Source organism: Pedobacter sp. KLB.chiD, assembly GCF_047040275.1.
Lineage (GTDB): Bacteria > Bacteroidota > Bacteroidia > Sphingobacteriales > Sphingobacteriaceae > Pedobacter.
Genome location: NZ_CP178207.1, coordinates 2,301,815 through 2,316,784, shown reverse-complemented (window position 1 = coordinate 2,316,784; position 14,970 = coordinate 2,301,815). Strand labels below are relative to the sequence as shown.

Annotated in this window: 14 protein-coding genes; 5 read left to right on the top strand and 9 right to left on the bottom strand. The window is 39.1% G+C overall.

Annotated elements, in window-relative coordinates:
• The first annotated feature begins 92 nt into the window (after positions 1–92).
• Positions 93–1,343, top strand: a complete 1,251-nt coding sequence (gene fabF / locus ACK1I8_RS09405) for a beta-ketoacyl-ACP synthase II (RefSeq protein WP_412469071.1) — start codon at positions 93–95, stop codon at positions 1,341–1,343.
• 384 nt (positions 1,344–1,727) lie between these two features.
• Here fabF and ACK1I8_RS09400 read toward each other — a convergent pair whose 3' ends face one another.
• The 3 genes from ACK1I8_RS09400 to ACK1I8_RS09390 all read right to left on the bottom strand — a co-directional run bounded on the left by ACK1I8_RS09400 (position 1,728) and on the right by ACK1I8_RS09390 (position 4,992).
• On the bottom strand, positions 1,728–2,372 hold the full coding sequence (locus ACK1I8_RS09400; RefSeq protein WP_412469070.1) for a YceH family protein: 645 nt from the start codon (positions 2,370–2,372) through the stop codon (positions 1,728–1,730).
• 71 nt (positions 2,373–2,443) lie between these two features.
• Positions 2,444–4,330, bottom strand: a complete 1,887-nt coding sequence (locus ACK1I8_RS09395) for an OmpA family protein (RefSeq protein ID WP_412469069.1) — start codon at positions 4,328–4,330, stop codon at positions 2,444–2,446.
• A gap of 38 nt (positions 4,331–4,368) precedes the next feature.
• Positions 4,369–4,992 carry a 7-carboxy-7-deazaguanine synthase QueE gene (locus ACK1I8_RS09390; RefSeq protein ID WP_090979664.1) on the bottom strand — a complete coding sequence of 208 codons (624 nt, stop codon included), beginning with the start codon at positions 4,990–4,992 and terminating at the stop codon, positions 4,369–4,371.
• 107 nt (positions 4,993–5,099) lie between these two features.
• Between ACK1I8_RS09390 and ACK1I8_RS09385 the strand changes: the two genes are divergently transcribed.
• Positions 5,100–5,435, top strand: coding sequence for a Rieske (2Fe-2S) protein (locus ACK1I8_RS09385; RefSeq protein ID WP_412469068.1), 336 nt, complete (start codon positions 5,100–5,102; stop codon positions 5,433–5,435).
• Between the two features lie 55 nt (positions 5,436–5,490).
• Here ACK1I8_RS09385 and ACK1I8_RS09380 read toward each other — a convergent pair whose 3' ends face one another.
• The 6 genes from ACK1I8_RS09380 to ACK1I8_RS09355 form a co-directional block, all read right to left on the bottom strand.
• Positions 5,491–5,910, bottom strand: coding sequence for a PIN domain-containing protein (locus ACK1I8_RS09380; protein ID WP_412469067.1), 420 nt, complete (start codon positions 5,908–5,910; stop codon positions 5,491–5,493).
• Between the two features lie 3 nt (positions 5,911–5,913).
• Complete coding sequence (locus tag ACK1I8_RS09375) at positions 5,914–6,174, bottom strand: DUF6364 family protein (protein ID WP_412469066.1); 261 nt, start codon at positions 6,172–6,174, stop codon at positions 5,914–5,916.
• A 134-nt stretch (positions 6,175–6,308) separates the two neighbouring features.
• Positions 6,309–7,190: a bifunctional 5,10-methylenetetrahydrofolate dehydrogenase/5,10-methenyltetrahydrofolate cyclohydrolase gene (locus ACK1I8_RS09370; RefSeq protein WP_412469065.1), complete on the bottom strand. Its 882-nt coding sequence runs from the start codon at positions 7,188–7,190 to the stop codon at positions 6,309–6,311.
• An 83-nt stretch (positions 7,191–7,273) separates the two neighbouring features.
• Positions 7,274–9,061, bottom strand: a complete 1,788-nt coding sequence (gene lepA / locus ACK1I8_RS09365) for a translation elongation factor 4 (protein ID WP_412469064.1) — start codon at positions 9,059–9,061, stop codon at positions 7,274–7,276.
• 302 nt (positions 9,062–9,363) lie between these two features.
• The gene (locus tag ACK1I8_RS09360; protein WP_412469063.1) at positions 9,364–10,788 is read right to left on the bottom strand and encodes an MATE family efflux transporter; all 1,425 of its coding nucleotides are present in this window, start codon (positions 10,786–10,788) and stop codon (positions 9,364–9,366) included.
• 336 nt (positions 10,789–11,124) lie between these two features.
• A complete protein-coding gene (locus ACK1I8_RS09355; RefSeq protein ID WP_412469062.1) occupies positions 11,125–11,544 on the bottom strand; it encodes an acyl-CoA thioesterase in 420 nt (139 codons plus the stop codon).
• 81 nt (positions 11,545–11,625) lie between these two features.
• Here ACK1I8_RS09355 and ACK1I8_RS09350 point away from each other — a divergent pair, with 81 nt between their 5' ends.
• The 3 genes from ACK1I8_RS09350 (at position 11,626) to pnp (ending at position 14,922) form a co-directional block, all read left to right on the top strand.
• Complete coding sequence (locus ACK1I8_RS09350; protein ID WP_412469061.1) at positions 11,626–11,829, top strand: hypothetical protein; 204 nt, start codon at positions 11,626–11,628, stop codon at positions 11,827–11,829.
• Between the two features lie 369 nt (positions 11,830–12,198).
• Complete coding sequence (rpsO, locus tag ACK1I8_RS09345) at positions 12,199–12,483, top strand: 30S ribosomal protein S15 (protein WP_025146265.1); 285 nt, start codon at positions 12,199–12,201, stop codon at positions 12,481–12,483.
• A gap of 303 nt (positions 12,484–12,786) precedes the next feature.
• Entirely contained in the window at positions 12,787–14,922 is a 2,136-nt protein-coding gene (gene pnp / locus ACK1I8_RS09340; RefSeq protein ID WP_412469060.1) for a polyribonucleotide nucleotidyltransferase, read from the top strand.
• Positions 14,923–14,970 lie beyond the last annotated feature (48 nt).

Here is a 14,970-nt window from a genome sequence, read left to right as displayed (position 1 = left end):
ATTGGGCTGTATTAGCGATCCAGGCTATATAAATGTGCTTTGTAGATATTAACTTTTGATTTTGTCCAGAAGAATTGACTAAAAAAAATAAAATGAAAAGAGTAGTAGTAACTGGTTTAGGTGCGATAACTCCGCTTGGTAATAGCGTTGAGCAATTTTGGCAACAGATATTAGCTGGAAAAAGTGGCATTGGTCCCATTACAAAATTTGATCCTGGTAAATTCAAAACACAATTTGCAGGTGAAGTAAAGGATTTTAACCCGGAAGAATACCTGGAGAAAAAGGAGGTTAAAAAATACGACCTTTTTACGCAGTATGCCATTGCTTCGAGTGATCAGGCCATCAAAGATGCCGGATTGGATTTCAGTACCATGAATGATGGTGAATTGGCAGAAGTTGGCGTGATCTGGGCAACCGGGAACGGTGGTATCGGTACTTTCGAAGCGCAGTTGGAAGAGTTTCATGCCGGTGACGGAACACCAAGATTTAACCCTTATTTTATCCCAAAAATGATCGTTGATATTGCTGCAGGGGTCATTTCTATCCGCCATAAATTACGTGGACCGAATTATTGTACGGTTTCGGCCTGTGCATCCTCCAATACTGCCATTGTGAATGCTTTTGATACCATCCGTCTTGGTAAAGCAAACATCATGATTGCAGGCGGTTCGGAAGCAGCGCTGACCAGATCATCTGTTGGCGGATTCAACGCCGCTCAGGCTTTGTCAAAAAACAACGACGATCCGCAGGGTGCATCTAAACCTTTTGATAAAGACAGGGATGGTTTTGTAATGAGTGAAGGCGCGGGTGCTTTGGTTTTGGAAGAACTGGATCATGCTTTGGCGCGTGGCGCAAATATTTATGCCGAGATCGTTGGCGGAGGAATGGCTGCAGATGCCTATCACCTTACCGGAACGCCTCCAGATGGAATTGGTGCTGCTTTAGGTATGACAAAAGCATTGAAAGATGCCGGAATAACTGCGGATAAAATTGATTATATTAATGCACATGCTACCTCAACCGGACTAGGTGATTTAAGTGAATTACAGGGTATTAATACTGTTTTTAACGGTTTACCTGTAATCATTGGGGCAACTAAATCCATGACAGGTCATTTGTTGGGCGCTGCCGGTGCAGTGGAGAGTCTGATCAGTATTTTATCAATCAGGGATAATATCATTCCGCCTACCATTAATACTAAAAATCTCGACGAAAATATTCCAGAGGGATTAAATATTGTATTGGGCGAGTCCATTAAAAAGGAAATCAATTATGTGCTGAATAACACTTTTGGTTTCGGTGGGCATACCGCAAGTACCATTTTTAAAAAGTATGAAGCTTAAGTGGTTTATAACTCCAAATTGATTTAAATATTTGATTGCCTGGTTAATTGCCAGGCACTTTTATATAAATGTAGTATAACCGGGTTTCCGCCATTCCACCACTGCCATTCAGGACACAGTGAAGAATCTTTTAACAACAAGAAAGTTTAAAGTAATAGTGCTTTGCTACTTACACTATTAGGGAAAGTTTCTTCATTGCAGTACCATCGACAGGATAGGGTCCCATTCACGCGGCGGTCATTCCCGCATCCGCGGAATGACGATTTTTTGGAGGAGTTATCTGCTTGAATTTATCTCTCACCTAGTACTAAGCTAAATGTTACGCTGAGACCTAATTTTTGACACAATATTTTTTTGCCAAAGGAAACACAGGAACCAATAAATCTACTTGTCCATCAGTAGATTAACCAGCTCCTTCAGCTCTTCTACTTCCAATTCCAATTTTTCAATACGGTTTTCCAATGTGGTAGTATCAATATGAGGTATGATATTAGCCTCCATTTCGTTTGTGATTTCAGCCTGTTCGCCCAAAAGATGAACAAAACGTGCTTCTTTCTGACCGGCTTTCTTAGGCAGTTGTTTTACAAATGCAGGTTCTTCATCTGAAAGTTTTTGAAGTTGCTCAATAATCTCATCTATACTTTCAAATTCATATAGTCTTCCTGAATTGCTGTTGATTTCTCCTGGCGTTAAAGGCCCGCGTAAAAGCAAAAGACAGATGATAGCCAATTCCGAAGGTAATAAAGGATAAACGATGGCTAAATTATGTTTGTATTTGGTTGCGCGACTTGATCCGCCCGTGGCTGTAGAAATTAAACCTTTAATTTTAAGTTGGTTAAGCGTTAAGGTTATGGTTTCCTCATCATAATTTACCACTGGGTTTCTTGAACTTTTTTGGTTGCAGGCTGCGGTTAAGCCATTTAAAGTCATTGGGTAATAATCAGGTGTGGTGCGGCTTTTTTCTATTAAAGCGCCTAAAACACGTTGTTCTTCTGCTGATAAATCGGGAAGGGGTTTTACGTTATCCATGTGATAAAAATATACATTGGCTGAGCATTTTGAAAATTATTTTGTAATAACCTGTACTATTCACAAATACATTATATTTTCATAATCACGAACGATGTTCTTCTGTTATTCTTTCTCCCTGATTCTGTTTTGTTATCTGCAATGGGTTTACTGGCTCCAAAGCCTTTAAAAGTGAGCCTTTTTGTATCAATACCATTTTTAACCAGGTATTCATAAACGGCATTTGCACGGTTATAAGATAACTTTTCATTTAATTGATCATCGCCAACATTATCCGTATGTCCTTGGATTTCAATTTCTACCTTTTGATTTTGGTGTAAAAAATCGATCAGCAGATCTAACTCGCGGATAGAAGCAGGTAAAAGATTAAACTTATTGGTGTCGAAGAAAATGTTCTTTAAAGTTACATTTCCACCTTGCTTTATTTTTTCGATATAAACTTCAATCTGGTAAGGTTTGTTAATGTCACCACTTTTAAGCTCGAAATTTTCGGAGTAAAACAGGTAACCTTCGGCATTTACATTAAACAAATAATTACTCCCGATGGGCATTACTGCTAAAAATTGACCAGTTTCGGGATCGGTATAATCGTCAAAAACAGTTTTATTGGTTTTCAGATCTATTACCTGCACATTGCTTTCTATTGTTTTTTTGGTATCACGGTCTCTTACAATCCCTTTCACATAAGAAATCTTTAGCGGCTTAGCTGTTTCCGGAATGCCAAAACTATAAATGTCCTGCAGTCCATAACCACCTTTTAAATTTGATGAAAACAGTCCTGAATTGCCATCAGCACTTACAACTAAACCACTTTCATCTTCAAAAGAATTGATCGGATAGCCAATATTAATCGGTTTTTGCCACAGGCCATCGTTGCCCTGTCTGCTAAAGTAAATATCTTTATTGCCAAAACCTGGCCAGCCATTTGAAGAAAAATACAATGTCTTACCATCTGCATGCAGGAAAGGGGTATTTTCATCAAAAGCAGTATTAATCTCTGGTCCCAGATTAATGGCCGGTCCCCATTTTGCATCATCGGTAATGGTACTTTTCCAGATGTCATACCCCCCAAATCCACCAGGTCTGTTACTGATAAAATATAATGTACGCCCATCAGGACTTATGGCCGGCTGCGATTCCCAGAATTCTGAATTAACGGGCTGACCAACATTATAGGGTTCACCCCAATCCTTTCCTTCACGGTGAGAAACATAAATATCACATCTGCCCAAACCATCAGGCCGGTTGCAGCCGGTAAAAAACAGATACTTTCCATCAGGAGAAATGGTTTGCGCACCTTCATTATATCTGGCTGTATTGATTTTGCTGGATAATGGTGTGGCAAGGCCCCATGTGTTGTTTTTAGACTGAGCGGTCCAAAAATCTTCATTGCCATTTACCTGTCGGGTAAAAACCAGTGTTTCACCATCAGCGGTGATAGCAGGAAAGTATTCGGCATCAGCTGTATTTACACCGTCGCCTAAATTTAATGGACTATATTTTACAGGCTTTTTTATTGCAATGTTAGCAAAATCGCAATCTAAAAGGTATTTTTTTGCCCTTTTCGCCTTTTCAGATGAGGAATCCAGTGCTAAAAAATCAGTAAAATGCTGCTTTGCGTTTGGATAATCCTGCGTAGCAAATGCCGCTTCTGCAAAACTGTAAATTATTTCCGGAGCAACTGTTTTATTAATTAATATCGCCTTTTCGTAAGCCATTTTGGCTTCCTGATATTTTTTTTGAGCTTTATAAACCCCGGCAAGCAAGATATAGGCTTTCTGAAATAACGGATCTGCTTCTACTGCATTCTTTAATACTTGTTCAGCAGCAGAGTAATCAAATTGATCAATAAATGGACCTGCTTTTTCAAAATAAGTCTGTGCCTTTTTATTTGGAGAACTTTGTCCAAAAGAATAAAAGCTCAGTACGCTGAGGGAGAGGATTAAGCAAAATTTCATTACATTAACATTTGGTATCAAAGCTAATGTAAACTAATTTAAGGAATATTTAAAAATTTGTGTGTTTGCAAAGAAATCTCCCATTTCGGATTGGCCATTACATACTCAATAATTAATGGGGTAATTTCTTTTGATTTAGACCACTCTGGTTGAAGATATAGTTTACAGTTTGGAGATACCATTGCCGCATATTCTTCGGCCCATTTGAAATCACTTTTATTGAAAACAATTACCTTTAGCTCATTGGCAAACGGCGTGATGTCTGGCCTTGGTGCTTTAAATTTTTTAGGCGATAAGCAAATCCAATCCCAGTTACCCGAAAGGGGGTAGGCACCTGATGTCTCGATAAAAGTAAGGATTCCCCTTTCTTTGAGTTTATTGGTCAGGTAATCGAGGTTATATATCAATGGTTCACCGCCGGTTATTACCACTGCCTTGCCGGGAAATTGACTTGCATTTTCTACAATAACATCCGAGGCAGTAAGCGGGTGCATTTCGGCGTCCCAGCTTTCTTTTACATCGCACCAGTGGCAACCCACATCGCAACCGCCCAAACGGATAAAATAGGCTGCTTTACCTGTATTAAATCCTTCGCCCTGTATAGTGTAAAATTCTTCCATTAAAGGAAGTAATGTGCCGTCTTCTGGTATTGCTTGTTTCATTTTTGAGGATGCAAATATCCTAAAAAAATATGGTGATGTGGTTTCTCTTTCAAAATTTAATGGAAAGATGAAATAATAGTGATATTTATTTGCTGTATTTTAGCCATATGAATTGGTTTAAAGCATTAAACAACAATCAAATCCCTGATGTCGACAACATTAAAACCATTTCTGTTAATGGCAAACAGATTTGTGTGATAAATAATGATGATAAAATTATTGCTACACAATCACATTGCCCGCATGCCGGCGGACATTTTAGCGGCGGTTGGTGTAAAAATGGAAATCTGGTTTGCCCCATCCATCGATATGAGTACAGCTTAACCACCGGAAGAGGGGCAGAAGGCCAGGGCGATTACATCAGAATCTATCCTACGGAGTTGAGAGAAGATGGTTTATACATCGGTTTCGAAGAAAGCTGGTGGAGTAAACTTTGGGGATAGTTGGATCCAATTGGTGTTGCTCCTGGTAGCTGACGTAAAAAAACTTGTGGTTGTATTACTTAAGCAGGTATCTTTTAAAAAACTCCTGACAACTTAAAACTTCAATCTCCGAAAAATAAAAGTCTTCCACATCTTCTGTGATGATACATTTACAATTGGCAGATTTGGCCGCGTAGTATTCCAGACCATCTTCAAAATCGTGTATCTTCTGATCAGATAATGTATCCAATACACCTTTTGATGAATTGCCGGCGATTTTCAGATATTGACAAAGCAAATCGATTTTTTGTTTGGCTAACTGTGTTTTATGTTTTTTCTCCGCAAAATAAAATGCGATAGCCAAACAAAGGGGAGAGGTATAAATTTCAAAATTTGGATGCGATGCTAAACTTAAAATTCTTGATGAGTAAGTGTAAAGCGGGTATTCCTTATTTAACACCGAAACTAAGACATTAGCATCTAAAAATATCTTCATCAATTACTTTTTAGAAGAAAAGAATTCATCTTTTGAATTTTTACGGCTTGCCTTTGGCGTTTTTTTATATTCTATTTCACCTTCAGCAACCATGCTCACCCAGTCTGAAATCGGAAAATCTTCTAAAGATTTGTATTCCTTCGCAGTTAGCTGAGTTAAAAGGTGCTCTATTAATCGTGACAAGCTGATATTATTTTCAGCGGCAAATTTTTTTGCCCGTGCTACAACATCTTGGTTAAAACTTAAAGTTAACTTGGTGTCCATGTGATTAAATTTTAATCAAATATAATAATTACACGTAAGAATTAAAAATATCATACGTAAAAAAAACAGCTCAAACCGAGCTGTTTTTTAATATCTATGGTTATTGGTTTTTAACCTTATTTTTAAGCTTTTTACTATGAATAAATTTCTTTCCTCGCTGAAGCCAGTGTATTTTTCAATAAACCAACAATCGTCATTAAACCCACTCCACCTGGTACTGGTGTAATGTAAGAGGCTTTAGGCGCAACATTTTCGAAATCTACATCGCCATACAGTTTAAAACCCGATTTGGTTTCTGTAGAGTTTTCACGGTTAATGCCTACATCAATAATAATGGCACCGGGTTTAACCATATCAGCAGTAACAAAATTCTTTTTACCAATGGCTGCAATAACGATATCAGCCTGCAAAACCTGTTCTTTTAAATCTTTGGTACGCGAGTGGGTTAGGGTTACGGTACAGTTGCCCGGGTTGGCATTACGGGCCATCAAAATACTCATTGGGCTGCCAACGATGTTACTGCGGCCTACCACCACACAGTGTTTTCCTGTGGTATCAATATTATATTCCTGTAACATCAACAAAATACCATAAGGTGTTGCAGGGATAAAGCAAGGTAGGTTACGCATCATCCTTCCCAGATTTACCGGGTGGAAACCATCTACATCCTTGCGATAATCGATCTTTTCGGTCACTTTTTCAGGATCGATGTGTTTAGGTAAAGGCAATTGTACGATTAAGCCATCTACATCAGCATCCTGATTAATTTCTTCAATTTTATTCAATAATTCGGCTTCGGTAACCGAGTGATCGTAACGGTGTAGCGAAGATTTAAAACCAACTTTTTCACAGTTTTTCATCTTACTGGCTACGTAGGTTTCGCTGCCACCATCGTTACCAACCAAAATGGCCACGAGGTGAGGTTTGCGACCTGTTTTGTTCAAAAATTCAGCCGCCTCTTCAGCAATCTGAACTTTAACTTTTTCTGATACGTATTTACCGTCTAATAATTTCATTTTTAAAGTATCGAGTAGTAAGTATCAAGTATCAGGTCGAACAATTTGTCTTGCTACCTCATACTTGTATCTTGATTCTATATCTAATCCAATTTTAAAACCGCCATAAATGCAGATTGTGGAATCTCTACGTTACCCACCTGGCGCATGCGTTTTTTACCTTTTTTCTGTTTCTCCAGCAACTTGCGTTTACGGGAAATATCACCGCCATAACATTTCGCGGTTACATCCTTACGTAGCGCACTCAAAGTTTCGCGGGCAATAACTTTAGCACCGATCGAAGCCTGGATTTTAATTTCAAATTGCTGACGCGGGATTAGTTCCTTCAATTTCTCGCAGATTTTCTTGCCAAAATCGTAAGCATTACTACGGTGAATCAATGAAGATAAGGCATCAACAGGCTCTTCATTAATGAGCATATCCAAACGAACCAAATCCGATTTACGGTAGCCAACCTGATGGTAATCGAATGAGGCATAACCTTTGGAAATGGTTTTCAGTTTATCATAAAAATCGAAGACAATTTCGCCCATTGGCATTTCAAAAATCAATTCAACACGATCAGACGTTAAATAGGATTGATTCACAATAATTCCGCGTTTCTGAATACAAAGCGACATTACCGGACCAACAAATTCTGCTTTGGTAATAATATTGGCTTTGATGAAGGGCTCTTCAACAGAATCCAGTTTGCTTGGGTCCGGTAAATCAGAGGGATTATTTACTGTAATTTCTACACCTTTCGTGGTATGTGCTACATAGGAAACGTTAGGTACGGTTGTAATTACGGTCATATCGAATTCACGTTCCAAACGTTCCTGGATAATTTCCATGTGCAACATGCCCAGGAAACCGCAACGGAAACCAAAGCCTAAAGCCGCAGAACTTTCGGGTTCGAAAACGATAGAAGCGTCATTTAACTGCAGCTTATGCATCGCTTCACGTAATTCTTCAAAATCCTCCGTATCAACAGGATAGATGCCGGCAAATACCATTGGCTTAACCTCTTCAAAACCTTGAATGGCGCCGTCTGCCGGCCTGCTAACGGTTGTAATGGTATCTCCAACTTTTACCTCACGTGCTTCCTTGATTCCGGAAATAATATAGCCTACATCGCCGGTTTTAACCACATTACGCGGAGCCATATCCAGTTTCAGAATACCCACTTCATCAGCCAGGTATTCTTTGCCCGTATTAATAAATTTTACTTTATCGCCTTTTTTAATTTCGCCGTTTACCACTTTATAATAAGCGATAATTCCCCGGAATGAATTAAATACAGAGTCGAAAATTAACGCCTGTAACGGAGCTTCAGTATCACCTACCGGAGCCGGAACCCTATCTACAATAGCTTGTAAAATTTCAGGAATTCCCATTCCTGTTTTACCTGAAGCAGGGATGATATCATCACGGTCACAGCCAATCAGATCAATAATCTGGTCTTTTACCTCTTCTGGCATAGCGCCAGGTAAGTCCATTTTATTCAGGATCGGGATAATTTCCAGATCGTGCTCCAACGCCAGGTATAAATTCGAAATGGTTTGTGCCTGTATGCCTTGCGAGGCATCAACGATCAACAAGGCACCTTCGCAGGCGGCAATTGATCGCGAAACCTCGTACGAGAAATCTACGTGGCCCGGTGTGTCAATTAAATTAAAAATATACTCCTCACCCCCAACTTTATAGTTCATCTGTATGGCATGACTTTTTATGGTAATGCCCCGCTCGCGCTCCAAATCCATGTTATCGAGCAATTGCGCCTGCGCTTCACGCTGCGAAATCGTCGCTGTATATTCTAATAACCTATCAGCCAGGGTACTTTTACCATGGTCGATATGTGCAATAATGCAAAAATTACGTATATGCTTCATCTTTGCGCAAAGATATGTTTTTTAATGGAAATTGTAAGTTGTAACTAAATGTGAAACTCCTGAATTTTTATGGTGGTAAAAATTTGGTTTTTTTTACCATCTGTAAAGCAAATACGGTTGCATTCCGGCTAGTATAGCCCAGCCTTTTACTATATCTTTTTGGCCATAATGGTATTCAAACCATCAAAATGATTTAGCCAAAAGGATGCCGTTACAGTCATGTTTATTCAACAATAGACAGTGGAGCCTGGGGCGGTTTTCCTATCAAAACAAAATCTGATCTCCGAATAGTTTCTTGTCGTTTATACCACTGTTTTCTTCCACTTACCTCTTTTAAACAGAATAAAAGCTGCTATTGCAATTCCTGCTTCTGCCGTCGGAATCGCAATAAAAACACCTGTAGGGCCCATTTCTAAGTATTTTGCCAAAAAGTAGGCCAGGGGAATCTGGAAGAGCCAGAAGGCAAATACATTAATTTTAGTCGGTGTCCAGGTATCGCCAGCACCATTAAATGCACTATTGAATACCATTGCGGCTCCATAAATCACAAAACCAATACTTAAAATTCTTAAAGCTTCACCGGCAACTGCAATCACATTTTCATCCGCAGTGAAAAATGCCGCGAACAAATGTCCGCAGGTTAAGAACAGCACAGTTACAATTGCCATAAAAATGATGATGTATTTCAAAGTCTGGAATACCGATTTTTCTGCGCGGTCTATCTGCCCCGCACCTAAATTCTGTCCAACCAAAGTAGCCGCTGCATTGCTTAAGCCCCATGCCGGTAGCATGAAAAACATCATCAGGCGCAGTGCGGTTTGATAACCTGCCGAGCCGGTATCGCCACCTGTGGTAGCTACCAGTTCGGCCAGAAATACCCAGCTACAGCTGGCAATAACAAACTGAAAAATAGCTGGAGCAGCAATTTTTATAATGGCTTTAATCTGTTCCCCATCTGGAATAAAGTGGCGGATGCGGATTTTTAAGGCATTTTTACCGCTGAACAGATTATACCCCTGATAGATCACGCCCAAACCACGACCAATAGTAGTGGCAATTGCCGCACCTGTTAAACCCAAAGCAGGTATTGGGCCCAAACCGTTGATCAGAATAGGGCAAAGGATGATGTTGGCTATGTTGGCGATCCACAAGCTCCGCATCGCAATTGCAGCATTACCTGCACCCCGAAAAATTCCGTTAATTAAGAACAATAGGACGATAATGATACTTCCGCCCATCATAATGCGAACGAACGCAACACCTTGCTTAGCTGTTTCTATTGAAGCACCCATGAGCAACAGGATATCTTTGGCGTAAATTAAACCAGCGATAGTAATGATAATGTTCAGGAAAACGGCTATTAAAATGGTCTGAATACCAGCTTTTGATGCTGCTTCCGGATTTTTCTCTCCAATTCGCCGTGCAACTACGGCAGTTGCAGCCATACTTAAACCAATGGCTAATGAATATATAATGGTTAAAACCGATTCCGTTAATCCTACGGTTTGGATAGCATGACTGCTATTTTCCAGGTGGCCAACAAAATAGAGATCGACTAAAGCAAAAACCGATTCCATAGCCATTTCCAACATCATCGGAATGGCCAATAAAATAATTGCGCGTTTAATGCTGATTGAAGTTAAGTCAAGCTCATGACCTTTTAAAGACTGTAACAGGATATCGAAAAATGACGATAGTTTGCCCTGTGCCTTTGTAGACTGTGACATATAAATATAAATAAAAAGTTGTGTATAAACCAATGATACGCCCTTAAGCGTACATATCTAAATTAAAATTGGAGGGAATCCTCGGTTATTTTAGAACCTCAAACGGATTGCAGATACTATCATGGTTTTTTCCTTTTGATGTGGCAAAGATAAGTAAAAATTTCTATTGTCAAATTTTGATGATTGATTTTCAGATTTTTGCCACGGAAACATAGAACTCACGGATTTCGTCATTGCGACTGAAGCGCAGTGTAACAGAGAAATCTTTGAACGTTGAATTAAACGGTTTTAAGGATTTCTCGATTTCGACCGAAAGAACAGTTGAATCAGGTACGACTAAATACTATATGCTACTATCATTTCGTCGGTAACTTTTGTTCCTCTGCCTGTATTTAAGTCGATAAGCACATAGTCAAAAATACCATCAGAAGCTATTTTTCCGGTTTTTTTGCTGATGATTTCAAACTGCACCGAGCAGCCCTTATCGCTCATTGCTAAAATGCCAGTCCTGATCAACATTAAATCATTCATCAATAACGGGCGCTTAAAATTAATATCCACATGGCTTACCACCCATCCTAAACCTTGCCGGGTAAAATGTTCCCAGGGCATACCATAAAATTTTTCCATCTGCTCATAACGGGCGGCCAATACATAATCCAGGTATTTGCTGTTATGTACATGGTTAAACATATCGATATCATCCGGACGGACACGTAATTCGCTTTCGAAAATGCTGTATTGATTCTTTTCCAAGGGTAAATGTTTTTGTACAAATTAAGGGATTTAATATTGGCAATGTCAAGTATTGCTTGCTTTTTGTCTATTTGAGATGAAATGGGAAAGCTGAAGTTATATGATATTAATACTCCACGCGAAACAATTGTTGAGGAACGTGATGCTATTTATTTGAGCTATACCCCTGAACAGCGTTTTTTTGGGGTTCTGCAACTCAACCATATTTCTGTTATGATGAATGGTGGTAAACCATTAAAATCTCCTCAAAGCAAAGGGCTTGTCATTCGTAAACCAGCCATATAATTTTGCTTTATGTCTTTTGATAAAGAAAATCCTGAAATGCTTTTGTTACTGGATATCATGTAATTTTAGTACCGCCTTATTACTCTAACCTGGCTCAGTAAAATATGAAGTATCGTTGAATTATGCTGTCATGTACGGCAAGAAGCATCTGCAGGTCATGAAAAAAATGCTTCGTGCCTCAGGATGAGGTGTTTTTAAAATATTTCAGTGTGGCGACGGCTAAGTTATACGATGGAACCAAACCTCGCTTATTTTGAAGAGTTAAATGAACTTGTTCATCATTTAATAAACACTTGCTAATAAATAAAATTAGCCTTATCTTTGCACCCACAATTAATTAATTTTTATTGCTTTAATATTATTCAAGAAATGTATTTAAGTCCAGAAAAGAAAGCCGAAATCTTTAAACAACACGGCGAAGTAGAAACCAATACTGGTTCTGCAGAAGGTCAGGTAGCGTTATTTACATACCGTATTGCGCACTTAACAGAACACTTAAAGAAAAATCGTAAAGATTTCTCTACCCAGTTGTCACTTCAAAAATTGGTAGGTAAGCGCCGCGGTATTTTGGCTTACCTATACAAAAAAGATATTGAGCGCTATCGTGCTATCATCAAAGCTTTATCGCTTCGTGATATCATTAAACAAAAATAAGCGAATTTTATCAACGAAAGCCATTCTTTAGGGAATGGCTTTTTTTCGTTCTTACGTTATTTGAAAATGATCATAAACAGATTACTAAAAATTATTGCAATAATTTTATTTTTACCAGCGATTTTATTTCTTGTATTATATCTGTCTATACCATTTACAGGTATTCACATTAACGATGGAGCAGCTACATTTTTTGGGCTTTGCGCAATCGCTGGGGCTATTTTACTAAGAAATAATAAATAAATTCGAATATATAAACCCGATCTGTTCGAAAGAGGAAAAACAGATCATAATAATTTTTAAATGAATGTAATAAAAAAATCGTTCGATTTGGGCGATGGCAGAATTGTAGAAATTGAAACAGGTAAACTGGCTAAACAGGCTGATGGTTCGGTTGTAGTAAAAATGGGAGATACCATGTTGCTGGCAACAGTTGTATCTACGGTTGGTGCTAAACCAGGTACTGATTTTTTACCGTTATCGGTTGATTATCAGGAAAAATATGCGGCGACAGGCCGTATTCCAGGTGGCTTTTTACGTCGTGAGGCCAGATTATCTGATTACGAGGTATTAATTTCCCGTTTGGTAGACAGAGCTTTGCGTCCACAGTTCCCTTCAGATTATCATGCTGATACACAGGTGATGATTTCTTTGATCTCTGCTGATAAAAATATCATGCCGGATTGTTTGGCGGGTTTAGCCGCTTCGGCTGCATTATCAGTTTCTGATATTCCTTTCAACGGGCCAATTTCTGAAGTACGTGTGGCTAAAATTGATGGTAAACTGGTCATTAATCCATTTGCCAGCGATTTAGAGCGTGCAACACTTGAATTTATGGTTGCCGGTTCTGCCAACGATATCTGTATGGTGGAAGGTGAGTGCGATGAAATCCAGGAAGATGAAATGGTTGAGGCTTTAAAATTTGCACATGATGCCATTAAAGTTCAATGCGCTGTTCAGGTTGAATTAACCGAAGCCACAGGTAAAACCATTAAACGTGAATACAATCACGAAGACCACGATGCTGATTTAAAAGCAAAGGTTTACGCTGATACTTACGATAAAGTTTACGCAGTGGCGAAAGCCGGCGGTAATAAAGATGTTCGTAAAGAAGGTTTTACCGCAATCATCAACGAATTCTTTGAGGCCATGCCTGAAGATACTGCTGATTTGACCAAAGCATTGGCTAAACATTATTATCATGATGTTCAGTACGATGCGATCAGAAACTTGTTATTGGATGAAGGCATCCGTTTAGATGGACGTAAAACTACCGAAATCCGTCCAATCTGGAGTGAGGTAGGGTATTTACCTGCTGCACACGGTTCTGCTGTATTTACGCGCGGCGAAACCCAATCGTTAACTTCGGTTACTTTGGGAGGTAAAGATGATGAGCAAATGATTGATGGTGCTTTCTTTAATGGCTACCAGAAATTCTTATTGCACTATAATTTCCCTGGCTTCTCTACCGGAGAGGTTAGACCAAACAGAGGTGCTGGCCGTCGCGAAATTGGTCACGGTAACCTGGCTCAGCGTTCGTTGAAAAAAGTATTACCACAAGGCGAGGCAAATCCTTATACCATCCGTGTGGTTTCGGATATTTTAGAATCTAACGGATCATCATCAATGGCAACTGTTTGCGCAGGTACTTTAGCATTGATGGATGCAGGTATCAAAATCAAATCTCCGGTTTCGGGTATCGCCATGGGTTTAATTACCGATGAGAAAACAGGTAAATACGCTATACTTTCCGATATCTTAGGTGATGAAGATCACTTAGGTGATATGGATTTTAAAGTAACCGGTACAGAAAATGGTATTGTTGCCTGCCAGATGGATTTAAAAATCAATGGTTTATCGTACGAAGTGTTAACTAAAGCTTTATTACAGGCTAAAGATGGTCGTTTACATATCTTAAACGAAATGAAGAAAACCATCAGTCAGCCTAATGAAGATTACAAACCACATGCACCTCGTATTGTTTCTTTAACAATTGATAAAGAATTTATCGGTGCAATCATAGGCCCTGGAGGTAAAATTATCCAGGAAATGCAACGCGAAACCGGTGCTACAATCTCTATTGAAGAAGTTGAAGGTAAAGGAATCGTTGAAGTATTTGCTGATAACAAAGCTTCGATTGATGCAGCGGTTACCCGTATCCGTAATATTGTCGCCAAACCAGAAATTGGTGAAATTTACCAGGGTAAAGTGAAATCAATTATGCCATTTGGTGCATTTGTTGAAGTAATGCCAGGCAAAGATGGTCTATTACACATTTCTGAAATTTCCTGGGAGCGTTTAGAAACCATGGACGGTGTATTGAAAGAAGGTGATAAAATCGAGGTTAAATTGTTAGACATCGATAAACAAGGTAAAATGAAACTTTCCCGTAAAGTTTTACTGCCAAGGCCAGAAAAACCAGCTGCACCAAAAGCCTAACTGGTTAATCGTTATGCTGAACTTGATTCAGCATCTCAAATTATACAA

Coding starts and splice junctions, on each gene's coding strand:
- fabF (WP_412469071.1), top strand. CDS start 93: ATGAAAAGAGTAGTAGTAACTGGTTTAGGTGCGATAACTCCGCTTGGT.
- ACK1I8_RS09400 (WP_412469070.1), bottom strand. CDS start 2,372: ATGGATAACGTAAAACCCCTTCCCGATTTATCAGCAGAAGAACAACGT.
- ACK1I8_RS09395 (WP_412469069.1), bottom strand. CDS start 4,330: ATGAAATTTTGCTTAATCCTCTCCCTCAGCGTACTGAGCTTTTATTCT.
- ACK1I8_RS09390 (WP_090979664.1), bottom strand. CDS start 4,992: ATGAAACAAGCAATACCAGAAGACGGCACATTACTTCCTTTAATGGAA.
- ACK1I8_RS09385 (WP_412469068.1), top strand. CDS start 5,100: ATGAATTGGTTTAAAGCATTAAACAACAATCAAATCCCTGATGTCGAC.
- ACK1I8_RS09380 (WP_412469067.1), bottom strand. CDS start 5,910: ATGAAGATATTTTTAGATGCTAATGTCTTAGTTTCGGTGTTAAATAAG.
- ACK1I8_RS09375 (WP_412469066.1), bottom strand. CDS start 6,174: ATGGACACCAAGTTAACTTTAAGTTTTAACCAAGATGTTGTAGCACGG.
- ACK1I8_RS09370 (WP_412469065.1), bottom strand. CDS start 7,190: ATGAAATTATTAGACGGTAAATACGTATCAGAAAAAGTTAAAGTTCAG.
- lepA (WP_412469064.1), bottom strand. CDS start 9,061: ATGAAGCATATACGTAATTTTTGCATTATTGCACATATCGACCATGGT.
- ACK1I8_RS09360 (WP_412469063.1), bottom strand. CDS start 10,788: ATGTCACAGTCTACAAAGGCACAGGGCAAACTATCGTCATTTTTCGAT.
- ACK1I8_RS09350 (WP_412469061.1), top strand. CDS start 11,626: ATGGGAAAGCTGAAGTTATATGATATTAATACTCCACGCGAAACAATT.
- rpsO (WP_025146265.1), top strand. CDS start 12,199: ATGTATTTAAGTCCAGAAAAGAAAGCCGAAATCTTTAAACAACACGGC.
- pnp (WP_412469060.1), top strand. CDS start 12,787: ATGAATGTAATAAAAAAATCGTTCGATTTGGGCGATGGCAGAATTGTA.